Below are 24541 nucleotides of genomic sequence, written 5' to 3' on the forward strand. Positions count from 1 at the left end.
CTAAAACGCATTAAATTTATCTCCCAAATAGTGCTTCAAATTGTATTTTTTGGTGGTATCAAGCGCACGCTCCAAGCAAATAAACTTTTGTCCTGTATTCGATTTAAAATAGTCAACAGTTTCAGGTTCTATACTCACGTCAAGACAAATCAAAGTTTCCTTGTCGCCATCTGTTACAAGTGAAATTTCATTTTTCTTAAATTGTACTTGTGCCGTTACAGTATAATTAAGCGTAAAATTATTTTTCAATAAAATCTCAGTTAACAACTCTTCTTTATTGAAAGCATTGACTAACTGGCTTTCTTTTTCAGCTATATACTTTTTTAGCAATTCTAAATTTTCTTGCTCAGATAATTCTGGGTCAGGTGCAAACTCTACCCTTGGAAAATTTGATTTTTGAAGTTTAAAAACTTTGAAACCTAAACCAGAAATCTGATTTCCATAATTTTCAAATGATTCTTCTACACTTTCAAGCTGTAATTCTCCTTCTTTTTTCTTGACATTTTCTACTATCTCATTTTTAATTCTAGTTACTACCCTTTTATTCCTTTCGATTGTAATGTCACTTATTTTTTTGAAACCTGATTTATATGCTTCACTTTTTTCGTCAATTACCTCTGGAATCTGTACTAAAATGAATTTACGATTACCTCCATCTTCTTTATTTAGTTCCATTACAGCCTGACCTGTAGAACCCGAACCTCCAAAAAAGTCAAGTGCAATAAAGTCTTTATCTTCTTTTCCATTAAAGTAAAGACTTAAAAATCTTTTGATTAAAGAAGGTGGCTTAGGAAAATCAAAAAGACTTCTACCCATTAGACTCTCTAATATTTTACTCCCTTGATCTGTCGTTCCTGTTTCTTTATGTTTCCATAAATTTGAGGGTACCATCCCTCCATCCATCTCAAAAAGAAATTTCTTCAATCTTGGATATGAATTTTCACCATTAACACCCCAATATAATTTTTCATCCTCTACGTGTTGCAGGTAGGTTGAATATTCATACTTCCAAGCGTTGGTAGCATGCTCAACCTCTTTTTTTGTTTGTGGATTTTGAATTTTATATACTAAATTAGGTCTTTCGTCTTTTGTTGCAGGGTTGACGTATGATACGCTTGTCCAAACACCTCTTTTATCATTATCTGGATTTGAATAAATTGAATCAGATTTCTCATTTCTTGGCTCTTTTACAGAACTTAAACTTTCGCTTTTCCTGTAACAAACAAGATGTTCGGTTATAGAACCAAAAAGTTTTGAATTGTTACTTTTTGTAAATCTTTTTTCCCAAATTATATTTACCAAAAAATTTAGCTCCCCAAAAACTTCATCACAAAGTTTTCTTAAATTATGAACTTCGTTATCATCAATTGAAATAAAAATCACCCCATCTTCACGAAGTAATTGTCTCGATATTAGTAAACGAGAATAAATCATATTTAACCAATTGGAATGGTAGCGACCATCAGTTTCGGCATTGGTATCAATTTTTACCCCATTTTCTATAACTTCTGCCTCTTCCCAATAGGCTTTTTTATCTTGTGTAAAATTATCATTGTACACAAAATCATTCCCTGTGTTATATGGTGGGTCTATGTAGATGCATTTTATTTTTTCACGATAGCTCCCACTTAATAATTTCAACACTTCCAGATTTTCTCCTTCAATGATAATGTTTTCACTTTCGGTTGGATTTACACTTCGATTTTCGTCATAAACCAATGTAGCATTACTTGGAGTAAAAGCATTGCGCTTGGCTTGACTTTTACCAAACCAACGAAATTCATAGCGTTCCGTTTCGGATACACTATCAGGATTAACCGCTTTTTTTACTTCATCAATATTGAGATTACCCTCACTGGTAAACCAATCAGGAAATTGTTGCTTTAAAATCTGTAATCGTTCGTTGTTCCAATCGGTACTTAATGGCATATAGTCGTTGATAGTTTCCATTTACTTCAATTTATTTAAAGAATTGTTGTTTATTAACGATTGCATTTGGCTAATGGCAAGCGTATTTAAGGTTTGTAATCTTTCAGGCTGGCCTAGTCCTTGTTGAATAAGCATTGCATTAATGCTTTCCAAATTAGACAATACTACTAGTTGTTCTATTGAGGCTTCGTCTCGGATATTACCTTTATGATTTGGATTTTCGTCTCTCCATTGTTTAGCCGTTTTACTGAATAAAGCAATATTAAGAACATCTGCTTCGTCAGCATATACCAAACTTTTTTGAGCCGATCCAATCGCCAATGGGATCAATCTTTCCTTGATTGCATCAGTATGGATTTTGTAATTGATTTTGGAAATGGTTCTTTGTAAGTTCCATTCTAGTTTTTTGGTGTTGCTTTCATCGTCTTTTAATCGCTGGAATTCCTTAATGAGATAAAATTTGAATTCGGCACTTAACCAAGTTGCAAATTCAAAAGCAATATCTTTGTGGGCAAAAGTGCCACCATACCTTCCAGTTTTAGAAATGATTCCGATAGCGTTTGTTGTTTCAATCCATCTCTTAGGTGTTAGTGAAAAGCTGTTTGAACCAGCCATATTTTTAATTCCATCGAATTCGATGGAATTAAAATTTGGGTTATTGAATTTTTCCCATAAACCAATAAATTCAATCGTACTTCGGTTTCTCATCCAGTTTTGCAAAATATAATCACTGCGTTCTTCATCACGATGACGGGCAATATCTGTTAAAGAAATAAAATCTTCCTTATTGTCTTCATAAACAACAACGCTAATCCCTTGCACATTTATTTTTTTATTTTTCGCCATATCTTTTTTTATTAAATTCCTAATTCCATCGAATTCGATGGAATTAGGATTATTTTTTCAGACCATTTTCCTAATGTTGGGAATATGGTTTTTTCTTTTCCCTTTTTTGACTCTTTTATTATCACTTTCCTGACATCAGGAAAGTGATAATCAATTACAATATTGCGTTAATAATTTTATCCGCTTCGGTTTTAAAATATGTAAATTCTTTTACTGGAGCTTTATAATGCACCTCTAATCCAAGCTTTTCAAAGTGCTTCATAGCGCATCTTATCTTGTAAATCTCGCTTTCGGTCAATGCTTTTTTGTCGTTGATATCATTTGTTCCTTTGGTTTCAATTACAAAATAGAACTCATTTTCATTACCACTTTTCAAGTTTTTACGTTTCATTACGAGCCCAAAATCAGGCTCATAATTTCCAATTGGCGTACTTATTTTATACCAACTTGGTAATTTTAAAAAACACACCACTTCCGCATCCTTATCGGCTCCTAATGAAAAATTACGCTCCACATCGCTATCAACTATCATTTTATCAAAAACACCTTTATTTGGGGTTTCAACATAACGAGTATTCGGCATATTCTTTACAAAATCATCAAAATCAAAAGGGTAACTTTCTCCAGTTAAATTATAATCTAATCCACGAATCATTTCATCTAATTCAACATTGCGAATTATTGTTGAAGCTTCGTGAATAAAACGAGGTGGGTTTTTAACCATTTCATTTAAGTTGGTCAATCTAGTAACAATACTAAATAAAGTAGTATAACTTAAACCTGTATTCTCGCTTAACTCTTCAATCAAATCCAAAGGAGTAAAATAGGACTTTTGTTTTATCTTATCGGTTCCTCCAAAAGTATCAGTTCTTCCTTCTTCAGTAATACTCTGAATTAAATGGCTCGAAGCTTCAATTACAAAATCTGGAATTGTTATCTTGGAAATAAATTCACTTGCTGTTGCAATCAAACTTTCTTCATCAAAAGCAATGGTATATTCAGTTTTCTTGGCTAAAGCTGTCCAATACTCTTTAAAAGCTTTGTTCATTTCTGTTGAACTATTTCTTTTGAATTTTACCACGTCCATCGCATCACCTTTGTGAGTATGGGTCATTCCAGCTCCCGCATTTGTTGTGCCATAAACCGATTTTATTTCTTCTTGATATTGCGTAACAAAGGTTTCATACGTTTCATTAGGAATAACAGTAAGTTGATTGATACGTTCATTATCATCAACATCTAAAGCATCATAAACCCTTTGTCCTTCTTGATTCACACAAATACGCAATCCACGCCCAATTTCTTGACGTTTTTTAATCTCAGAATATGAATTGTTCAATGTGGCAATATTAAAAACATTAGGATTATCCCAACCCACACCAAGAGCAGAATGAGAAAATACAAATTGAACTGGATTTGAAAGGGTCAATAATTCTTCTTTCCCTTTTAAAATCAGTTCATAAATTTTACTTTGTTCTTTAACTCCTCCTTCATTATCAGCAAATTCTCCACTTGCTTTTTGAGCGAAATAATACCCTTGAATATTTTGGATATGCTCACTTGATGGAACTTGACCTTGATGATATTCGGGATATATCCCTTTATATTTTTCTACAAATAGATTTTTTATAATTGGGGTCTCTCCCATATAATTAGAAACTCTATCAATAAAAATAAGCGACAAACATTTTATATTTTTGGATGCTAATTTTTGAGATTTTGCAAAATGTCTATGAATCAACCATTCAATTTGTAAAGCCCAAATATTCTCTAAGCCACCTGAAATTTGCTTCTCCAATATTTCAGTTCCATTTGAAAATGTTACTGTTGTCAAACCCGATTTCAAACTCTTATTAATGTTTGAAATAGTGTAATTTAAATAACTTGGGTTGTTAGTTTTTTCTCCTAAATTATCATTTTTATTAAGCCATCCAGTTACTTTAAAATCGATTTTATTAGTCGATTTATTTAAATGCCATGCTTTTAATTTTACTTTTGGGTCTCCTTTACCAAATTGAATATCCGACAACTCAATTTTAAGTGTTGCCTCATCATTTTTTTCAGTAACCGTTAATACTTCTATTTTTTTTACTAACCCATCTTTGTAACTATCATAAGGAGTTAATCTATACAACAAGTTTTTCATCACTTTATGAGTTGCAGAATACCTGATTTTATATAATGGATTCAGTTTTGCAATTTGTTTTATTGAATTTTCGGTATCCATTCCTTCCTGCGGTTCATCCATTATAATAATTGGATTGGTATCAGCAATCGCTTTGATGAAAGGCTTGTTATCGAATAAATCTTCTCTTTGCGCTTGATTTAAAATTTTATCCTCAGAATTAAAAGAGGCTAAAGTCATAATCATCACTTGTGGATGCTGGTCTTCTATAAATTGAGTAACCTTTTGAAGCTTCTTACTATCATATTCAAAAGCATTTGGAGTTATCCCATAAATACTTTCAAGCTGTTTACTAAAAGTTTTAAAAGTACCAATGATGTTTTGACGGATAGCAACTGAAGGAACTAAAATTATAAACTTGGTAAAACCATAATGTTTGAATAACTCATAAATGGTTTTAACATAAACCAATGTCTTTCCTGTTCCCGTTTCCATCTCAATACAAATATCATTATCATTTGAGAGATGGGCGACTTCTTCATTTATTCCATTTTCTAAAATAATCTTTTGGATATTACTTTCAATTTCAAACTTTGAAAGTGAATTAGTATTTGAACGAATACCTTCTTTACATGAATTATCAAATGTATTTTTTTCTGTTCCTTCAAAAATTCTAACAACAGATTGAACGGCTAAATCTTGATATTTAAGGCTTTCTAATTGTAACTCCATTAATTACTGTAGTATTGATTTGATAAAAAATAATTATCCCAAATGTAATCAGGAAAATCAATATATTTGATAGATTAGTTGAAAACTATTAAACATAAATGCTAAAAGTTACACTATTTTTAAGCTAATATCATCATTAAAATTTACTGATTAAAAAAAAATATTGTCAAAAGTTAAGGTTTTAGATTATCTATGTCAGGAATAAAAGAAGAAAATGAATATGCCAAAAACATCAAAGATGAAGTGATTTACATTGGTGATGCTGAAAGCGGCAGAAAGGGTTATTGGTGCTTAGGATGTAAAGAAGAAATGGATGCCGTCAAACGAAAGAACATTCTCCATAAATCATATTTTAGACATTCTGCAAAAGGTGTTGATAATGACAGAAAATGTACTTTTAGTAACCAAAACTATAGGCACAAACTAGCAATTGAAATACTCCAATTTACAAAACGCATAAAAGTACCCAATCTATATTCGTTTTCTCCTGATGGAAAGAAAGCTGTATTACTAAAAGAAGCCGAATTTATTGAAGCAAATCATGTAAGAGCTGAACTTACTTTTTATGAAGATGATGAAGGGAATGTGCACAGTGGGAAGAATCCAGACTTAGAGAATAAAAATCTTTTAATTCGACCCGACATAACTTTTTTTAACATTCAAAATGAACCTATTCTTCTAGTAGAAATTGTGGTTACTCATAAATTAGATGATGAAAAAAAGGTTAAACTAAAAAGACTCGGAATAAATACAATTCAAATTGTAATCCCTAAAGATTCAGAAAAAAATATTGTAAAAAGCCTACAAACAACAACTAACACAAAATGGGTTTATAATTATGACCAAGAACGCATTAACTACTTTCAAGCATCCAAAGGAAATAGAGAGGAATTATCATCAATTGATGAACTCCAAAGAAAGTTTTTTGGAGAATCTATCGCATGCAGAACAAGCCAAATTAAGAACCTCATACGATCTATTGAGAGAAGCATGGGATCTGAACAATACAGAAGAATTGAACAACAATTTGAATCTGAATTATCAAGAGTTAAGGCAAACACAAAAAGAAATAGAGAAAGACTGGACGAACTGGAAAGAGGATTTGAAGACGAAGTATATTCAATCTTTAGAGAACAAGAAGCAGAAGTTGAAGAAGGACTTAGAGACCTTGAAAAACAACAAATTGCATTTGAAAAAGAGTACACAGACTTGGAAGGAAGATATACTAAAAAGGCAACAGAACTTAGAAAATCAGAAGAATTACTTGAAAGAGAAATCAGCGAGTATATTAGTCGTGGAGAAATTGGAGAAAGACTTAGAGAAGACTTTGAAACCCGAAAAGAAAGACTTAAAAATGATTCAGAACGAATTAAAGTTGAAATCGAAAGAATTATCGGAGAACAAGAGCAACTCAGAAATTTTACTGAACAACTTGAAAGAGAAGAACAGAAACGATTTGAACAACTTAAAAATTCTGAACTTGAAAGCTTTGGAAGAATCAAGACTGAACTTGAAAGCGAAACAGATGATATTGAATCAAAAATTAACAATTTTGGAGAGTTTACTGAAAAAGAAGGAAGAAGAGTTGAAATTGAGTTTGAAAAATGCAGAGACGAATCAATTAAAAGAATTAACGAAAACAATACTTCAGGAAACACAGAACTGTCCGTCAGAATTGAGTCAATACTTAAAATTCGGGGATTTCTCAGCGATTATGATGATAGAAAAAAAACTTACGAAAGATACAGAACATATCTTGAATTTGTTAGAAAAGGAGCTTGGAAAGAATGGTAAATCTTATGAATGGTTTATAGAAAAATACAATTTAAGCAACAAAAAATAATTCTCAAAGCAAAAAAAACATACTTTTGAGTACAAATTATTGAAACAATTAATATTAATTTAAGAACACTCTAACGCACACGATTTACATCATTTTTAACATATTTATGCCTTGCGAACCCCAGTAAACACTGGAACAAAAATACAGGCCTCAAATTCATAACCCTGAGGTCCCGAGTTCAAATCTCGGTCTCGCTACCAAAAGCCTCAAATTTTGTATTTGAGGCTTTTTTTTTGCATCATGATAAAGATCTCCCTGTCAGTTTAAACAAATACAAAAATTTCAAAGAAAGATAAAATTATAACACTACAGTATGCGAATCATTTAATTCTTATATTTGGGCGTAAAAATAGTCTTTAACTCTATTAATCAAAATTCAATGAAAAAATTAGCCACTATTCTAGCCGTTTCATTCTTTGCTTTATCTATTCAAGCACAAGAAGCTCCAGCTAAAGAAAAAACAAAAAAGGAAGCTGCAGCAACTAAAAAAGAAGCTACAAAAACAAAGTCTTCTTGTAAAACAGAAGGTAAAAAATGTTGTTCTTCTAAAAAATCAGAATAAAAAAATGCCTCGATTGAGGCATTTTTTTTTGCATTCTCCAAAGCTGAAGAATTATTTCACTCGAACACTCCACTCAAAATCCATTTCAGAAACCTGAACTCCTTTTTCATCGCTTCCAATGGATTTCATCCAAAAGGTTTGCCCCTCACCTGTCGCAATAGTTTGTTTTATTGCTTCTTCTATCAAATGTCCATCATTACAGATAAATGTAATTCTGCCTGTGGCTTTCTTGGTAAAATTCCCTTTGTTGTTAGCTACCAACATGGATATTTTTCTACCACTCTTTTGAATTTGATACATAACTAATGCTCCTGTAGACAATTCAGCCGCCATAGCTTGAACCGCAAAGTACATTGAATTAAACGGGTTTTGATTGATCCAACGGTGTTTTACACTTACCACACATTGCTTTTCATCAATAGCCTTTACTCTTACTCCACAAAAAAAAGCAGATGGCAATTTGAATAATAAGAATTTATTCAATTTTGATACATTTATTTCCATTATTGGTTGGTTTTTGGGTAAAAATACAAAAAAATACTATGCGTACATATAAAAAATAGGCTAGACCTTTATCAACCCTTTTAAATCCAAAAGATTCAATTCCCTTTTTTACTTTTCTACTACAGTAACAGCTCATATTTAGTAATTTCCATTCACCAAGGACAAAAAAGTAGCCCCTATTTTGTTTCGTTTTTGTTAATTTTTTGTTAACATTTACTACTATGCGATACAAGATACTTTCTTTTAGACATATATTTGCATAAGAAATTACTATATACTTTAAATCATGGAAACATCATCAGAAAAAAACATCGCAACCTTTACTCATTTGAGTACATTGAGCCAGTATATAATTCCGTTTGGAAATTATATTTTCCCTATTTTGATTTGGACTTCAAAAAAGGATCAATCAGAATTTGTAGACCATCACGGAAAACAAGCTATTAACTTTCAATTGAGTATCCTTATTTACTCACTGGTTATGGCGGCAATTGCTTTACCCATTTTAATTTTTACTGTTTTTAACAATATGACCTTTGATGAATTCTACCACAATCAAGGATTAGTGATAAGAAATTTTAATTTTGAAGACCATATTGGACTTATTACAGTTGGAATCATCGCTGCGCTTGCCTTTGTTGGATTTAAAATAGCAGAATTCTTCTTAATAATTATTGCAGCTGTGAAAACATCAAATGGAGAAAAATACCAATATCCATTCACTATTCCCTTTATAAAGTAATCAATTATAAAGTAGTATATAGTAGTCTAATCAACGCTATAAATCATCTCAACTATCACCAGTAATGGAAAGTAATCAAAAAACGAACAGTTCTAATCAAACAAAAAATCAAAACGAAAATTATGAACATTGAAAACACAAAAGCCCAGATGCGTAAAGGTGTTCTCGAGTTTTGCATCTTATCAGTTTTAAAAGAAAAAGATGCCTACACTTCTGAAATATTAGACACTTTAAAGGACGCAAAATTGTTAGTAGTTGAGGGAACCATTTATCCTTTGCTAACACGATTAAAAAATGACGGATTACTCAACTATCGTTGGGAAGAATCAACCTCAGGACCACCAAGAAAGTATTATGGTCTAACTGAAATAGGTCAAACCTTTTTAACTGAATTAAGCGGCACTTGGAATGAATTATCCGAAGCCGTAAGTCTAATAACCAACCAAAAACAATAGTCATGAACAAAACTGTAAATATAAACCTAGGAGGAATGTTCTTCCATATTGATGAAGATGCATACCAAAAATTAACTCGTTATTTTGAAGCTATCAAACGCTCTTTGTCTCAATCTTCTGGACAAGAAGAAATCATAAAAGATATCGAAATGCGTGTTTCAGAATTATTGAATGAAAAACAAAAAAGCGAAAAACACGTTGTAGGGCTGAAAGATGTTGACGAAGTTATCGCAGTAATGGGACAACCTGAAGATTATATCATTGAAGAAGAAACTACACAGTCTCAAAATTTCAATAATTACAACGCCAGAAGCACAAAAAAACTATATCGTGATAAAGAAAAAGGAATGATTGGTGGTGTAGCTACAGGTCTTGGACATTACTTTGGTATCGATGCGGTTTGGTTAAAAATCATGTTCCTAATCTTTGTTTTTGCTGGATTTGGTTCAGGTATATTGGCTTATATCATTCTTTGGATTGTAACTCCAGAAGCCATCACCACTTCAGAAAAACTAGAAATGACGGGGGAGCCCGTAACGATCTCCAATATTGAAAAAAAAGTTCGTGAGGAATTTGAAAATGTATCTGGCAAATTCAAAAATGCCGATTACGATAAAATGGGAAACCAAGTAAAATCTGGAGCCGAAAAGTTGGGAAACTCTTTAGGTGATTTTATCATGACCCTTTTTAAAGTGTTTTCTAAAGTCTTGGGTGTTATTTTAATCTTAATAGGACTTTTTACTTTAGTTAGCTTATTCATTGGGTTGTTTACCTTAGGATCTTCTGCTTTTATTGATTTTCCATGGCAAAACTTTATTGAAGCAGGGAATTTTGCTGACTATCCAGTTTGGAGTTTCGCGCTATTGATGCTTTTCGCTGTTGGCATTCCATTCTTTTTCTTAACAATCTTAGGATTTAAATTATTATCCCCAACAATTGGATCAATTGGAAACATTGCTAAATATAGTTTGTTGGCTTTGTGGTTAATATCTGTTGCCATCTTAATCTCTATAGGAGTAAAAACAGCAACTCAAGTAGCGTATGACGGAAAAACTGTAGCCAAACAAAATATTCCTTTGAATACAAATGATACTTTATTCGTGAAATTCAGATATAATGATTATTATACTAAAGATATCGACGATCATACTGAATTTGAATTTGTACAAGATTCTGCGAACAACAAATTGATCTATTCTAATAATGTAAGCTTAAGAATTTTGTATACTGATGAAAAAACACCTTACATCCAAATTGAAAGAACGGCTAAAGGAAAATCCTTTCAAGATGCTAAATTCAGAGCTGAAAAAATTCAATATGGTATAAAAGTAGAAGGAAATCATTTGTACTTAGACAATTATTTATTGACCGATGTAAAAAACAAATTCCGTGATCAAGAAGTAGAATTGTATTTGTATTTACCAGAAGGTACTTTATTAAAACCAGATGCATCAGTACAAAACTACGATCGTTCAGATAATGATTTCTTCAATTTACACTATAGCTCTGACAATTACGTATACAAAGTAACAAATTCACAGATAAAATGTTTAAATTGCCCTGAGGATGAAAACGAATGGGATGATGTAGAAAACAACAACGATTCGGCCAATGTAACAATTAACGAAGAGGGCATCACGATTAAGAAAGACACTGTCATTAAGTCGGATAAAGATTTCAAAGAATTGAAAATTAACAAAGACGGTATTATTATTAAAACCAAATAGTCATGGTAAAAATCATCACCATAGTAGCAAAATTTATCATTGTTACCTTAGTTGCTTTACTTTTTGCTTCTTGCAATTTAGTAACCAACATGAATTCGATTACCGGCAGTGGTTCTGTAACTACAGAAAAAAGAATCGTTAATGGCGATTTTAAAAGTATTGAAGTAGGAAACGCTATCGATTTGGTACTAGAACAAGCCGATAAAATTGAGATCATAGTAGAAGCCGATGATAATTTGCAAAAAGAAATCACTACCAAAGTAGAAAACGGTAAGCTTATTATTGGATGTAAATACAGTTCTTTCTTGAATATCACTTCGAAAAAAGTAATTGTTCGAGCTCCTATTATAGAAGGTATTGAAGCCAATAGTGCTTCGACTGTAAATAGTAAATCTACCTTTAAAGCTACAGAATTTAAGATTGATGCATCGAGTGCGGCCTCACTAGATTTGAACATAGAATCTGAAAAAATAATTTGTGATTCTGGAAGCGGAAGTAGTATTGAATTGAAAGGTAAAGCCATTAGTTTACAAACCAATTCTTCGAGCGGAAGTTCTATTAATGCTGGCGAGTTGTTGGCAAACGATATCAAATCACAGGCTTCATCAGGAAGTATTCAATCGCTACATCCGTTGGTGAGTCTTGATGCCGAAGCGTCTAGTGGAGGAAATATCTCCTATAAAAACAATCCTAAAAGACTAAAGAAAAGTGAAAGTTCTGGCGGTTCGATAAGCCAAGAATAGTTTTTAGTTGAAACAAAAAAAAAGTCCTTCGCTGTGAAGGACTTTTTTTTGTAATACAAATTTCAGTATGTAACTAAATAAGAGACCATTGCTGTTCTTTAGCCTCGATCGCAGTGAAAATCCTTTGTTGCCGGGGTTCGGCAACAAAGATTGTAACGGAGAGCGGGACTTTGAACACAAAAAAGCGCTTTGAATACTGCTCCGAAAAAAATTACTCTTTGGCTGCCAAATAACGCTCGGCATCCAATGCAGCCATACAACCTGTACCTGCAGCGGTAATGGCTTGGCGGTACACGTGATCGGCGGCGTCTCCTGCTACGAAAACTCCTGCTACATTCGTTTTTGAACTTCCTGGAACGTTAACGATATAACCCGTTTCGTCTAAAGTCAAGTAATCTTTGAAGATATCGGTGTTGGGTTTATGACCAATGGCTACGAAAAATCCAGTTGCTGGAATGTCATACACTTCATCGGTGGTTTTGTTTTTTACTTTGATAGCCGAAACCACTTGCTCATCTCCTAAAACTTCAACGGTATCGTGGTTTAAAAGGATTTCGATGTTTTCGGTTTTGCGTACTCTTTCTTCCATAATTTTGGACGCTCTGAATTTTTCGCTTCTAACCAACATCGTAACTTTTTTGCACAACTTAGATAAGTAGTGTGCTTCTTCGCAAGCTGAATCTCCTGCTCCAACGATTACCACTTCTTGATTTCTATAGAAAAATCCATCACAAACGGCACAAGCTGAAACTCCACCACCCATTTTTAAATAATGTTGTTCTGATGGTAAACCTAAATATTTTGCAGAAGCTCCTGTAGAAATAATTACGGTTTCGCAGTGCAATTCGATAGTGTCATTAATCCAAACTTTGTGGATATCACCAGAGAAATCAACTTTTGTAGCCCAACCGTCACGCACATCAGCGCCAAAACGTTGTGCTTGTTGTTGCAACTGAATCATCATTTCTGGTCCAGTTACACCGTCTACATAACCTGGAAAATTTTCAACTTCATTGGTCGTTGTCAATTGTCCACCAGGTTGCATTCCTTGGTACAAAACTGGATTCATATTGGCTCTAGCAGCATAAATAGCCGCGGTATAACCCGCAGGACCTGAACCTATAATTAGGCATTTTATTTTTTCGATAGTATTTGACATTGTGTTTTGAGTTTTTTAAAATACACGCAAAAATAGGATTTTAAAAAATAATAACTCGATTTGAAGTATTTGTTTTGATTATGGGGTAATAAAAAAAAACCTTTTTGAATTTCAAAAAGGTTTTTTGTCGGGGTGGCAGCGTTTATTCCGTTTAACGGAAATTCGATATTTATCAGCCGATTTTGAAAATAATATGTAAACTGTAAATTCCATATATACAAAAAATCCCTTCTGAAAATCAGAAAGGATTTAGTCGGGGTGGCAGGATTCGAACCTGCGACCTCCTGCTCCCAAAGCAGGCGCGATAACCGGGCTACGCTACACCCCGTAACGCGGGTGCAAATATAGAATACTTTTTTGGCTATCACAAGTAATTTCAAAAATAAAATCACTTTACAATTTAATAAATTCATTAAAAAAATGTATTTAAATCAATAACAAGCACTTATACAGACTTTGAACAACCTACTTAAAAATCATTTATTGCGAGTAGAATTGGGATTATTATTTCATTTTCATTAACTTTAATCTTCTAACCAACTAAAAACAATTATTTCAGATGAAAAAAAATATTTCAACCAGCTTAGTCTTATCCTTAACCCTTTTATCAATTAGTTGTCAAAAGAAATCGGAAACAGTAACATCTAGTGAATCGAATCAAACAAAAGATACTACCACTACCTCCATTTTAAAACCGGAAGAACAAAAAGCTGATTACACAAAAACGGTCACCTATAAAGATATAAGCTTCGCTATTGCAGTAACAGGAAACACTTTGACCATTCAACCAAAAGGTTTTTTGGAAGACAATTCTATTATCACAAAAACAATTGATGGCTCAATTAATAACATAGAAGTTGACGATGTTAATGCAGATGGTTCGCCAGAATTATTGATTTATGTCACCAGTGCTGGAAGTGGAAGCTACGGAACTGCAATTGGTTTTTCAGGAAATAATAATAAATCAATGAGTGAAATCACAATTCCAAGCATAGTCGAAAATCCAAAAACGAACAAAGGATATATGGGGCATGATGAATTTGCACTTGTTGAGGGTACATTAATACAACGCTTTCCAGTCTATAAAGAAGGAGATAATAATAGCAAACCCACTGGAGGCACTCGACAAATTCAATACAAACTTAAAAATGGTGAAGCCTCAAGAGTATTTGTAATTGATAAAATAATTAAATACTAACATTCAATATATGTAACTGTTTTTTATGTATCAATAAACAAGTTTTATGAATTAAGTTGATCCAATTTTAATAAAAAAAATTTAAAAATCTATTTACCTCATTTAATTAAATACTTCTAAAAAAAGTGGAGTCTATCAAATGAGGCCACTGAAAAAGTACTTTAAGGAATAAAAGCGATAATTAAAGGAGTAGAAAGCTTAGCTTTCCTGCTCCTTTTTTATTATATTTAGCTGTAATTTTAATATTTTTTAAGTGTTAGTACAGCAACAAACAATACGATTCAGCGAGCATTCTACATTGTATGATTTAATCGTTCCAAAGGAAAATATTTTAAGAAAGATCAATGATTTGATTGATTTTTCCTTTATTTACGACGAGTTATTGAATAAATACTGCGCCGATAATGGGCGTATGGCAGAAAGTCCTGTTCGTATGTTCAAGTATCTGCTTCTTAAAACAATTTATACCGTTTCTGATGTTGATGTAGTAGAGCGTTCGCGTTACGATATGTCCTTTAAATATTTTTTGGACATGAATCCAGAAGACGATGTTATCAATTCTAGTTCGTTGACAAAATTCAGAAGACTGCGTTTAAAAGACACCGATTTATTAAATCTGTTGATAAACAAAACGGTAACCATAGCTATTGAAAAAGGCATCATCCGCTCTAAGTCTATTATTGTTGATGCCACACATACTTTATCAAGATCCAATCCATTTTCAGCAATCGAAGTATTGAGAGAACGTTCAAAACTGCTTCGAAAAACAGTATACACCTTTGATGACCAATTCAAAGAACGTATGCCTCAAAAAAATACCGACAATGATTTAGGAAAGGAACTGGCTTATTGCAAAGAGTTAGAAAAACGTATAGAAAATGAGCCGTCTATAAGTTCAATACCAGCTGTGAAAGAAAAATTAAACCTGTTAAAAGAAACGGTAGAAGATACTCAAGAAAATTTAACCCTATCAAAAGATACCGACGCAAAAATAGGTCATAAGTCTGCCGAGAGTTCCTTCTTTGGCTATAAGACTCATTTGGCTATGACCGAAGAGCGCATCATTACTGCAGCTGTAGTTACATCTGGAGAAAAAGGTGATGAACCAGAATTGCCTAAACTTTTAGAAATTAGTCAAGAAAACGGAATTGATGTAGACACCATTATTGGCGATGCGGCTTATTCTGGAAAAGAAAACCTTAAAATCACAAGTGAACAAAATATTAAAGTAGTAGCAAGACTAAATCCATCGATAACACAAGGATTTAGAAAAGATGAAGATAAATTTGATTACAATAAAGATGCCGATAGGTTTGTTTGCCCAGCAGGACATTTGGCAATACGAAAAGCACGTCAAGGAACCAAAGATGTTGGAAAAAACCAAACAGACACTTATTATTTTGATGTCGAAAAATGCAAGTCTTGCCCTTTAAAAGAAGGTTGTTATAAAGATGGAGCCAAAACAAAAACGTATTCGGTATCTATAAAATCAAAATTACATCAAGACCAAATAGATTTTCAAGAAACAGAATATTACAAGGAAAAAGCAAAACATCGATACAAGATAGAGGCTAAAAATAGTGAGTTAAAAAATGTACACGGTTATGACAGAGCACTATCGTACGGTATAGACAATATGCAAATGCAGGGTGCAATGGCTATTTTTACAGTCAATTTAAAAAGAATACTGAAATTAATGTAGCAAATCAGGTCTACTTCCAGATTCATCTAAAATGAACTTAGATAAATCGAAATGTAGCCACAATAAAATCTCAAATAAAATTAATCAAAAAGAGAAAACGCTTATAAAAGGAAGGTAAAATTCCAATTATAAGCGTTTTTTTATTGTCTAAAAACAATGCCTATCAAATTCGACGAGGTTTTTCAGTGGCCTCCTATCAAATAGCTCCTCTTTTTTTTACAATTAAAATTTAACAAATAGCTCCAAAAGAAACAGTAAAAAAAATAATTCTGTAATTAGAAGCGCTTTCGCTTGTAAAAAATATAGTCTTGAAAAAAGATTCAGAAAACAATCACAAATGTTCTAAAAATAGATTTTCAATAACCATAAAAAATTGTATTTTTACCGCTCAAAATTAAAAAAACAAATGGGCAAAATCATTGCTATTGCTAATCAAAAAGGAGGAGTTGGAAAAACCACAACATCCGTAAATCTTGCAGCTTCCTTAGGAGTTTTAGAAAAAAAAGTATTATTAATTGATGCTGATCCTCAAGCTAATGCCACATCAGGCTTAGGAATTGATGTGGAATCTGTGGAAATTGGTACCTACCAAATCTTAGAACACAGCCACACACCAAAAGCAGCGGTTTTAAAATGTACCGCACCTAATGTAGATGTGATTCCTGCTCACATTGACCTTGTGGCTATCGAAATTGAATTGGTAGACAAGGAAAATCGTGAATACATGCTTAAAAAAGCATTAGAAAGCGTCAAAGATGAATATGACTACATATTGATCGACTGCGCGCCTTCATTGGGTTTATTAACTTTGAATGCACTTACAGCAGCAGACTCTGTTATTATTCCTATTCAATGTGAATATTTTGCACTCGAAGGATTAGGCAAGTTATTGAATACCGTAAAAAGTATTCAAAAAATACATAATCCAGATTTGGATATTGAAGGACTATTGCTAACTATGTACGACTCTAGATTGCGTTTGTCTAATCAAGTATTAGAAGAGGTTCAAAAACACTTCAACGATATGGTTTTTGAAACTGTAATTCAACGTAATGTAAAATTGAGTGAAGCGCCAAGTTTTGGAGAGAGCATAATTAATTACGATGCAACTAGTAAAGGTGCAGTAAACTATATTCATTTAGCGCAAGAAATAATAAAGAAAAATAGCAAATAGGTTTTATGACAAAAGCAATAAAAAAACAAGCACTTGGAAGGGGTTTATCCGCATTATTAAAAGATCCTGAAAACGACATAAAATCGGTTGAGGATAAAAATGCTGACAAAGTTGTTGGTAATATTATTGAGCTTGAAATTGATGCTATTGAAATAAATCCATTTCAACCCAGAACAAATTTCAATGAGGAATCATTGCGTGAATTGGCCACTTCTATCAAAGAATTAGGCGTAATTCAACCCATTACGGTTCGTAAATTAGATTTTAACAAATACCAATTAATTTCTGGGGAACGTCGTTTGCGTGCTTCAAAATTAGTAGGACTTACTAGCGTACCTGCTTACATTCGTATTGCAAATGATAACGAATCTTTGGTTATGGCTTTGGTGGAAAACATCCAACGTCATGACTTAGACCCTATTGAGATTGCACTTTCGTACCAACGATTAATGGACGAAATACAATTAACTCAAGAACAAATGAGTGAAAGAGTGGGTAAAAAACGTTCTACGATTGCCAATTACTTGCGTCTTTTAAAACTAGACCCGATTATTCAAACAGGTATCAGAGACGGTTTCATCAGTATGGGACATGGTCGCGCCATCATCAATGTTGAAGATTTGGATGTACAAGCCCAAATGTATCAAAAAATTGTGAGTCAGAATTTATCGGTACGTGAAACGGAAACTTTAGTAAAAAACTACCACGAAAGTTTGTTGCCAAAATCTAGCGCTCCCGCAAAATCAGCTGCATTTGAGATCGATGACGAACAACAATACAGTTTTAATTCTTATTTTGGCACCAAAGTAGATTTAAAAGTAGATCCAAAAGGAAAAGGAAAAATAACCATCCCTTTTCATTCAGAAGAAGACTTAAACAGAATTTTAAAATTAATCAAAGGGTAGTGAATATATTGCGTACCATATGCATCATTACACTTTTGTTGCTACACCACACTGCTTTTTCACAAGAAAAAAAAGCAGTAGCCCTAGTTGCAAAAGATACCGTTGCGCCTCTTGATATCGATCCTTTAACCCCAGCAAAAGCTGCATTTTATTCAGCCATTTTGCCGGGATTAGGTCAAGCCTACAACAAAAAGTATTGGAAAATCCCTTTAGTATATGCCGGTATTGGAACCAGTTTGTATTTTTATATTGACAACAATAGAAAATACAATCAGTACCGAGATGCTTATAAAAGAAGATTAGAAGGGTACACGGATGACAAATTTTCTTTTTTAGACAACAGTAGATTGGTTGCCGCACAAAGAGTATTCCAACGCAACAGAGATTTATCGGCATTAGTTACCGTTGGGTTTTATGTATTGAATATTATTGATGCCAATGTAGACGCGGCTATTATTCAATTTAATGTCAACGAAAATCTCTCATTAAAACCAGAAATTTACCCCAACGATGTAACTTTTCGCCCCAATGTGGGTCTAACCTTCAATTATACTTTTTAAAAAGTACTTATTTTAAATCAAAAAAAATGAAAATTGCGCTTTTAGGATACGGAAAAATGGGCCAAGTAATAGAGCGAATTGCTTTAGAAAGAGGTCATGAAATTGTTTTGAAAAAAGATGAATTCAACACTTATGATGGCCTAGAAAATGCTAATGTTGCCATCGATTTTAGTGTGCCAGCAGCTGCTATAGCCAATATATCTGCGAGTTTCCACGCCAATGTGCCCGTGGTTTCAGGCACCACAGGATGGCTAGCACATTATGACGAGATGATTGCGCTTTGCAAAGAGAAAAACGGAGGATTTATTTCAAGTTCCAATTTTAGCTTAGGAGTGAATCTTTTTTTTGAATTAAATTCATACTTAGCAAAAATCATGGCTCCTTACCATTCATACAAAGTTGCTATGGAAGAAATTCACCATATCCATAAATTAGATGCCCAAGCGGAACAGCTATTACCTTAGCAGAAGGCGTACTAGAACATAGTAACTATTCCAATTGGACCATGGACGCTAGCCCCAAGGACAACGAAATCCAAATTGAAGCTGTCAGAACAGGCGAAGTTCCTGGGACACATACCGTAACCTACAATTCACCCATAGACGCAATAGAGATAAAACACACTGCACACAACCGAGAAGGTTTTGCTTTAGGCGCTGTTATTGCAGCAGAGTGGTTGGCAGGAAAACATGGTGTTTTCACCATGAAAGATGTTTTAAATTTCAATTAATCATAGCTTAATTTAGCTTTTAACATACAGTTTTTATGACACTATATTCTTGGTTTGTTTTCTTTTTAGTTATTCAAATTATTCATTTTTTAGGTACATGGAAAATGTACGAAAGTGCAGGAAGAAAACGTTGGATCGCAGCTGTACCAATCTACAATGCAATTGTATTAATGAAAATTATTGGTAGACCGACATGGTGGACAGTATTACTTTTCATTCCAGTAATCAATTTGATAATGTTTCCTGTTGTTTGGGTCGAAACCTTACGCAGTTTTGGAAAACGCTCTACTCTAGATACTATCCTAGTAATAGCCACTTTTGGGTTGTACTTGTACTACGTTAATTACACACAACCACTCAATCATGTAACCGACAGAAACTTAAGCCCAGATCACAAAGCTGCCGATACCGTAAGTTCATTACTTTTTGCCGTTATCGTAGCTACGATTGTGCATACCTATTTCATTCAACCGTTTACCATTCCAACTCCATCTTTAGAAAAATCATTATTGGTGGGAGATTTTTTGTTTGTAAGCAAAATGAACTATGGCGCAAGGGTTCCAATGACAACCGTTGCTATGCCGATGGTTCACGATACGATTCCGCTAACTAAGAAAAAATCTTATTTAAATTGGCCACAATTGCCTTACATGAGATTCCCTTCTATTGAAGATATCAAACGAAATGATATTGTGGTATTCAACTGGCCCGTTGACACCGTGTATAAATTCAGAGACAAATCTGGCTTGCGTGTAGAAAAACCTATCGACAAAAAATCAAACTATGTAAAACGTTGTGTAGGTTTACCTGGAGATCATTTATCTATAAAAGACGGTTTAATTTACATTGACGGAAAAGAACTTATCTTACCCGAAAGAGCCAAACCTCAATATTCCTATAAACTTGCCCTAGATGGCAAAACACCTATCGATTTTGAATCTTTATTCAAAGAATTAGACATTACCGATCCGGCTGGATTCATGGACAATGAAAGACGCGACACCTTATATATTAGTGCCTTAACAAAAGATGCAGCCGAACGATTCAAACAAGTGCCTGGCATTACAGCAGTTACTAGAATAGTATCGAAAGAGACTGAGAAAGGCGTTTTCCCGCATACCAAAAACTGGAACCAAGACAATTATGGGCCAATTTACATTCCTCAAAAAGGAAAAACTGTAGATTTAAACCTAGAAACATTACCCTTTTACAAAACCATTATTGACGATTACGAAAACAGAACCTTAGAAATCAACGGTACAGAAATCCGAATTGACGGAAAAGTAGCCACAACCTATACTTTTGGTCAAAATTACTACTGGATGATGGGAGACAATCGTCATAACTCGGAAGACAGCCGCTATTGGGGATTTGTTCCAGAAAACCACATTGTAGGAAAACCTGTTTTTATATGGATGAGTTGGGATACTAACGGAAAAGGTATCAACAAAATCCGTTGGGACCGCGTGTTTACAACTGTTAACGGTGAAGGTCAACCACAATCTTATTTCAAATATTTCTTGATCGCTTTGATTGCCTTTTTTATCGGAGAATATTTCTGGAAAAAAAGAAAAGCAAAAAACGAAATTTAAAACTAAATTTTAAGTATATTCAAAAGTCATATTTTCCAAACGGATGGTATGACTTTTGACATGTAATGACGCTACTATGAACACTCTTTTACACCCTTCCTATTTCCCATCGATTAGCCAAATGGCCGCCATGATTCAAGCCGATAGTATTACTTTTGAAATGGACGACAACTTTCAAAAGCAAACCAATCGCAACCGAACCTATATTTATAGTCCAAACGGCATCCAAATGCTCAACATACCGGTGAAACATACCAGCATGGTACACCAAAAAACGAAAGACGTGCAAATTGAAAATGATTTTGATTGGCAGAAACAACACTTCAAATCATTGGAAGCCGGTTACAGAAGCTCGCCTTTCTTTGAGTTTTTTGAGGACGATATTTACCCATTTTTTGAAAAGAAACATACTTTTTTGATGGATCTAAATTTCGAAACGCTGGCCTTGATCGAAAAATGCCTCCGCTACCCACTGACTTATTCAAAAACCAATGAATATTTTCATAAAGTTGATCCCGGAGTCCTGGACTACAGAACCTTGGTTAATGGAAAAAAAGACCCAAACCTATTTGTTACTTACCCACAGGTTTTTGATGACAAACATGGCTTTATCAACAACTTGAGTGTATTGGATTTAATTTTTAACGAAGGAAAATTTGCTTTAGAGTACTTGCAAAATCAAAAGTTAGTACTATAATCTAAAAAACACTTCTTTTCTTTCTCAAATTTTTAGGATAACACACGGGTGAAGCTACACAGCTACATCCCAATGTCATGAAGTTAAGGAATAATCAATAATTTGATTGCTGATTTTTAAATAACGATTCTTGATTTCTGATGTGTAAACCATTGAAAAAACTAGTTTTTTTTATTTATTGGCACAAAATCTAAAATGCTTTACCAGTTCGCTACCGCTCGGGTCAAGAATCGTTAATCTACAACCAAAAATATCTTAACTTAACAACATTGAGTTACATACAGCACACAAAGGCTTTTATGTAATGTATCCATTTGGGCGTTACCACAAGGATCTGGCTTTACGCTACAATCTTTTTGAGGCAAAAAAACCTCAAAAAGGATTTTCACTGCAAACAAAGTTCATTGAACACCTATGAAAATAATATAAGTAAAATAATCCCTAACGCATAATACCGTAAAGAATAGAAGCAACGGTTATTATCACTACAATTAATAGTTCTTATCGATTGTTAGTACAAAAAAAAAGTACCAAAAGCCATACTCATTAAAAGACTCATGGCTTTTCATTTGTTTAAAAACTCAACTTAGCCATAATAGGATAATGGTCTGAGTTTTGAAACTTTGGAAAACTCTCAAATTCTTTGACTTCTAGCAGAGGATCTGCAAAAATATAATCTATACGGGCAGGGTAATATCTAAAAGTGTACGTTTGTCCAAAACCTTTTCCAGCTTCTTCAAACGCGTCTTTCAAAGTGCCTTTTACATTGCGATACACGTACGAAAACGCACTATTGTTTAAGTCACCACAAATAATGACAGGATATTTGGATTCTTTTTTATGATCCATTAATATTTTAGCCTGTTCTTGTTGTTGCTTGAAGGCTTTGCTAATGCGATTGAATAATTTATGGGATTTTTGTTGATCCATCACTTCAATATTTTCTGAAATTTCGTGAACATCTGGCGAAATTTTGATGGATTGAAAATGAATATTATACACCCGAATAATGTCTTTTCCACGCTTAATATCTGCAAAAATGGCGTTATTATTTGAATTAGGAAAGACGATATTACCTTGATCCAGGATTGGGAATTTAGAAAAAATAGCCTGCCCAGTACGGATTTTATCACCTTCAATAAAAATATAACGATGTGGATATACTTTCAAATCGATATTTCCGTGATTGGAATATTCTTGTATACAAAGAATATCAGGATTGTTATGATTGATAAATGATAAAATCTCCTGCGGGATACCATCGCGATCAATCCATTTAAACACATTAAACAAACGCACATTATAACTCATAATCTTAAAATCCTTGGGAGAATCTTGATACGGTTTAGTGGAGAATTTATAAAATTTATTGATAAAAGTGATGCCCATGAGCAGAACCAATCCCGAAAGGATCATTCTTTTTTTGAACTGAATTCCCCAATAGATAAAAAACAATCCATTGAGCACAAAAAACACCGGCATAAACAACGTAAACACCGCCAACAAAGGAAAAACTTTGGGAGATAAAAAAGGAAACAGATAAGCAGTAAACGTGAATACAGTGAGTACTATATTCAAGAAAAACATCACTTTATTAAACCATGAAAGGTTTCTCATTATTACTTTATATTTATTGTTTGTTGAAGATCTTTAGAGGCAAGTAGCACCATTTTTAAAATAATATTGGATCAAAATGCATCAAAGACCCCATTCAACTATTTTCCAGCTTTGAACAAAAATTCTTTTTCTTCTTTGGTCAAACAATCGTAACCCGATTGACTGATTTTATCTAAAATTTCATCAATTTGTTGTTGTGTCTTGTCTTTGGTTACAATTCTAGACACTGTCTTAGGAGCTTCTTTTCTGGCATAATTAACGTGTACTTTTTTAAATGGCGTTTTGTTTCGTTTTTGAAACAACGACCAAAAAAAATCAACAACTCCAGAAACTAATTTACTTAAATCCACCCCGCTTACCAAGAGCTTTATATAAACAAAACCAAATAAGGCTCCTGCTAAATGAGAGATGTGTCCCCCCATATTCTCTACACGAAATTGTAACACATCCAACAACAAAACCACTGCCGTAATGTACCACAATTTGATATTGCCAAACAAAAACAATTGCACTTGCATTAGAGGCTGGTAAGTCGTGGTAGCCACTAAAATGGCATAAATAGCAGCCGAAGCTCCAACAATCATTGAGGTATATTGCAAGAAGTAATACGACAACACAAACACTATCCCTGAAAAAATGGCGCTCAACACATACAATCCCATAAATTGTTTGGTAGTGAAAAACGTCAAAAATAATTGACTACAAAAATGCAGCACCATCATATTGAAAAACAAATGACCAATACCGTCATGAAAAAAAGCATAGGTTAGAAAGGTCCAAGGACGACTCAAAGACACCAAAGGATCCGAAGACAAAGCAAGCCAATTTGGAAACAAAAATTGCCCCGATTTGAACTGATAAAAAAACAATATAGCGATCAAAAACACCCCTATATTCCAGAAAATTAGCTGCAACGCAACATTCCCCAAGCGATAACGAGACTTTAAATCATTGAAAATTGTCATAAAATAAAGCTTTTATAAATCAAATATAAACAAA

At 33.4% G+C, this 24541-nt stretch carries 20 protein-coding genes, 1 tRNA gene and 1 pseudogene; 14 read left to right on the plus strand and 8 right to left on the minus strand.

Going from position 1 to position 24541, the window contains the following annotated elements; genetic code table 11:
* The 3 genes from BXU11_RS10080 to BXU11_RS10090 form a co-directional block, all read right to left on the minus strand.
* A complete protein-coding gene (locus tag BXU11_RS10080; RefSeq protein ID WP_139363486.1) occupies positions 1-1950 on the minus strand; it encodes a site-specific DNA-methyltransferase in 1950 nt (649 codons plus the stop codon).
* A complete protein-coding gene (locus tag BXU11_RS10085) occupies positions 1951-2775 on the minus strand; it encodes a KilA-N domain-containing protein (protein ID WP_078212440.1) in 825 nt (274 codons plus the stop codon). It abuts the gene before it with no gap.
* 154 nt (positions 2776-2929) lie between these two features.
* Entirely contained in the window at positions 2930-5632 is a 2703-nt protein-coding gene (locus BXU11_RS10090) for a DEAD/DEAH box helicase family protein (protein ID WP_078212441.1), read from the minus strand.
* Positions 5633-5824: 192 nt separating this feature from the next.
* Here BXU11_RS10090 and BXU11_RS10095 point away from each other — a divergent pair, with 192 nt between their 5' ends.
* Both BXU11_RS10095 and BXU11_RS10100 read left to right on the plus strand, forming a co-directional pair.
* Positions 5825-7426, plus strand: coding sequence for a hypothetical protein (locus BXU11_RS10095; RefSeq protein ID WP_078212442.1), 1602 nt, complete (start codon positions 5825-5827; stop codon positions 7424-7426).
* Positions 7427-7854: 428 nt separating this feature from the next.
* Complete coding sequence (locus BXU11_RS10100; RefSeq protein ID WP_024981326.1) at positions 7855-8037, plus strand: hypothetical protein; 183 nt, start codon at positions 7855-7857, stop codon at positions 8035-8037.
* A 51-nt stretch (positions 8038-8088) separates the two neighbouring features.
* Here BXU11_RS10100 and BXU11_RS10105 read toward each other — a convergent pair whose 3' ends face one another.
* Complete coding sequence (locus tag BXU11_RS10105) at positions 8089-8541, minus strand: DUF4442 domain-containing protein (protein WP_078212443.1); 453 nt, start codon at positions 8539-8541, stop codon at positions 8089-8091.
* A gap of 286 nt (positions 8542-8827) precedes the next feature.
* Here BXU11_RS10105 and BXU11_RS10110 point away from each other — a divergent pair, with 286 nt between their 5' ends.
* The 4 genes from BXU11_RS10110 (at position 8828) to BXU11_RS10125 (ending at position 12208) form a co-directional block, all read left to right on the plus strand.
* Positions 8828-9283, plus strand: a complete 456-nt coding sequence (locus BXU11_RS10110; RefSeq protein ID WP_078212444.1) for a DUF4870 domain-containing protein — start codon at positions 8828-8830, stop codon at positions 9281-9283.
* Positions 9284-9405: 122 nt separating this feature from the next.
* The gene (locus BXU11_RS10115; protein ID WP_078212445.1) at positions 9406-9738 is read left to right on the plus strand and encodes a PadR family transcriptional regulator; all 333 of its coding nucleotides are present in this window, start codon (positions 9406-9408) and stop codon (positions 9736-9738) included.
* A 2-nt stretch (positions 9739-9740) separates the two neighbouring features.
* Positions 9741-11465, plus strand: a complete 1725-nt coding sequence (locus BXU11_RS10120) for a PspC domain-containing protein (RefSeq protein ID WP_024981322.1) — start codon at positions 9741-9743, stop codon at positions 11463-11465.
* 2 nt (positions 11466-11467) lie between these two features.
* The gene (locus BXU11_RS10125; RefSeq protein WP_024981321.1) at positions 11468-12208 is read left to right on the plus strand and encodes a head GIN domain-containing protein; all 741 of its coding nucleotides are present in this window, start codon (positions 11468-11470) and stop codon (positions 12206-12208) included.
* A 211-nt stretch (positions 12209-12419) separates the two neighbouring features.
* Here the strand turns inward: BXU11_RS10125 and trxB are convergent, their stop codons facing one another.
* Complete coding sequence (gene trxB, locus BXU11_RS10130) at positions 12420-13367, minus strand: thioredoxin-disulfide reductase (RefSeq protein ID WP_024981320.1); 948 nt, start codon at positions 13365-13367, stop codon at positions 12420-12422.
* Between the two features lie 253 nt (positions 13368-13620).
* A tRNA-Pro gene (locus BXU11_RS10135) sits at positions 13621-13695 on the minus strand.
* 231 nt (positions 13696-13926) lie between these two features.
* Here BXU11_RS10135 and BXU11_RS10140 point away from each other — a divergent pair.
* The 8 genes and pseudogenes from BXU11_RS10140 (at position 13927) to BXU11_RS10175 (ending at position 21925) form a co-directional block, all read left to right on the plus strand.
* Positions 13927-14565: a PliI family lysozyme inhibitor of I-type lysozyme gene (locus tag BXU11_RS10140; protein WP_078212446.1), complete on the plus strand. Its 639-nt coding sequence runs from the start codon at positions 13927-13929 to the stop codon at positions 14563-14565.
* 253 nt (positions 14566-14818) lie between these two features.
* Positions 14819-16267: an IS1182 family transposase gene (locus BXU11_RS10145; protein ID WP_078212447.1), complete on the plus strand. Its 1449-nt coding sequence runs from the start codon at positions 14819-14821 to the stop codon at positions 16265-16267.
* Positions 16268-16673: 406 nt separating this feature from the next.
* Positions 16674-17441 (plus strand): ParA family protein, encoded by a 768-nt coding sequence (locus BXU11_RS10150; protein WP_024981318.1) that lies wholly within the window; start codon positions 16674-16676, stop codon positions 17439-17441.
* Positions 17442-17446: 5 nt separating this feature from the next.
* Positions 17447-18346: a ParB/RepB/Spo0J family partition protein gene (locus tag BXU11_RS10155; RefSeq protein ID WP_024981317.1), complete on the plus strand. Its 900-nt coding sequence runs from the start codon at positions 17447-17449 to the stop codon at positions 18344-18346.
* A gap of 5 nt (positions 18347-18351) precedes the next feature.
* The gene (locus BXU11_RS10160; protein WP_369803205.1) at positions 18352-18906 is read left to right on the plus strand and encodes a DUF5683 domain-containing protein; all 555 of its coding nucleotides are present in this window, start codon (positions 18352-18354) and stop codon (positions 18904-18906) included.
* A 26-nt stretch (positions 18907-18932) separates the two neighbouring features.
* Positions 18933-19636: pseudogene (gene dapB / locus BXU11_RS10165) on the plus strand (4-hydroxy-tetrahydrodipicolinate reductase).
* A 35-nt stretch (positions 19637-19671) separates the two neighbouring features.
* A complete protein-coding gene (gene lepB, locus BXU11_RS10170; RefSeq protein WP_078212449.1) occupies positions 19672-21228 on the plus strand; it encodes a signal peptidase I in 1557 nt (518 codons plus the stop codon).
* A gap of 76 nt (positions 21229-21304) precedes the next feature.
* Complete coding sequence (locus BXU11_RS10175) at positions 21305-21925, plus strand: WbqC family protein (protein ID WP_078212450.1); 621 nt, start codon at positions 21305-21307, stop codon at positions 21923-21925.
* A gap of 573 nt (positions 21926-22498) precedes the next feature.
* On the opposite strand, the gene BXU11_RS10180 is transcribed toward BXU11_RS10175, so the two are convergent.
* Both BXU11_RS10180 and BXU11_RS10185 read right to left on the minus strand, forming a co-directional pair.
* Positions 22499-23542 (minus strand): endonuclease/exonuclease/phosphatase family protein, encoded by a 1044-nt coding sequence (locus BXU11_RS10180; RefSeq protein WP_078212451.1) that lies wholly within the window; start codon positions 23540-23542, stop codon positions 22499-22501.
* A 98-nt stretch (positions 23543-23640) separates the two neighbouring features.
* A complete protein-coding gene (locus tag BXU11_RS10185) occupies positions 23641-24507 on the minus strand; it encodes a rhomboid family intramembrane serine protease (protein ID WP_024981311.1) in 867 nt (288 codons plus the stop codon).
* Between the last annotated feature and the right edge of the window lie 34 nt (positions 24508-24541).

Origin of the sequence: Flavobacterium sp. LM5, assembly GCF_002017945.1 — a bacterium.
Lineage (GTDB): Bacteria > Bacteroidota > Bacteroidia > Flavobacteriales > Flavobacteriaceae > Flavobacterium > Flavobacterium succinicans.

Coding starts and splice junctions, on each gene's coding strand:
- BXU11_RS10080 (WP_139363486.1), bottom strand. CDS start 1,950: ATGGAAACTATCAACGACTATATGCCATTAAGTACCGATTGGAACAAC.
- BXU11_RS10085 (WP_078212440.1), bottom strand. CDS start 2,775: ATGGCGAAAAATAAAAAAATAAATGTGCAAGGGATTAGCGTTGTTGTT.
- BXU11_RS10090 (WP_078212441.1), bottom strand. CDS start 5,632: ATGGAGTTACAATTAGAAAGCCTTAAATATCAAGATTTAGCCGTTCAA.
- BXU11_RS10095 (WP_078212442.1), top strand. CDS start 5,825: ATGTCAGGAATAAAAGAAGAAAATGAATATGCCAAAAACATCAAAGAT.
- BXU11_RS10100 (WP_024981326.1), top strand. CDS start 7,855: ATGAAAAAATTAGCCACTATTCTAGCCGTTTCATTCTTTGCTTTATCT.
- BXU11_RS10105 (WP_078212443.1), bottom strand. CDS start 8,541: ATGGAAATAAATGTATCAAAATTGAATAAATTCTTATTATTCAAATTG.
- BXU11_RS10110 (WP_078212444.1), top strand. CDS start 8,828: ATGGAAACATCATCAGAAAAAAACATCGCAACCTTTACTCATTTGAGT.
- BXU11_RS10115 (WP_078212445.1), top strand. CDS start 9,406: ATGAACATTGAAAACACAAAAGCCCAGATGCGTAAAGGTGTTCTCGAG.
- BXU11_RS10120 (WP_024981322.1), top strand. CDS start 9,741: ATGAACAAAACTGTAAATATAAACCTAGGAGGAATGTTCTTCCATATT.
- BXU11_RS10125 (WP_024981321.1), top strand. CDS start 11,468: ATGGTAAAAATCATCACCATAGTAGCAAAATTTATCATTGTTACCTTA.
- trxB (WP_024981320.1), bottom strand. CDS start 13,367: ATGTCAAATACTATCGAAAAAATAAAATGCCTAATTATAGGTTCAGGT.
- BXU11_RS10140 (WP_078212446.1), top strand. CDS start 13,927: ATGAAAAAAAATATTTCAACCAGCTTAGTCTTATCCTTAACCCTTTTA.
- BXU11_RS10150 (WP_024981318.1), top strand. CDS start 16,674: ATGGGCAAAATCATTGCTATTGCTAATCAAAAAGGAGGAGTTGGAAAA.
- BXU11_RS10155 (WP_024981317.1), top strand. CDS start 17,447: ATGACAAAAGCAATAAAAAAACAAGCACTTGGAAGGGGTTTATCCGCA.
- lepB (WP_078212449.1), top strand. CDS start 19,672: ATGACACTATATTCTTGGTTTGTTTTCTTTTTAGTTATTCAAATTATT.
- BXU11_RS10175 (WP_078212450.1), top strand. CDS start 21,305: ATGAACACTCTTTTACACCCTTCCTATTTCCCATCGATTAGCCAAATG.
- BXU11_RS10180 (WP_078212451.1), bottom strand. CDS start 23,542: ATGAGAAACCTTTCATGGTTTAATAAAGTGATGTTTTTCTTGAATATA.
- BXU11_RS10185 (WP_024981311.1), bottom strand. CDS start 24,507: ATGACAATTTTCAATGATTTAAAGTCTCGTTATCGCTTGGGGAATGTT.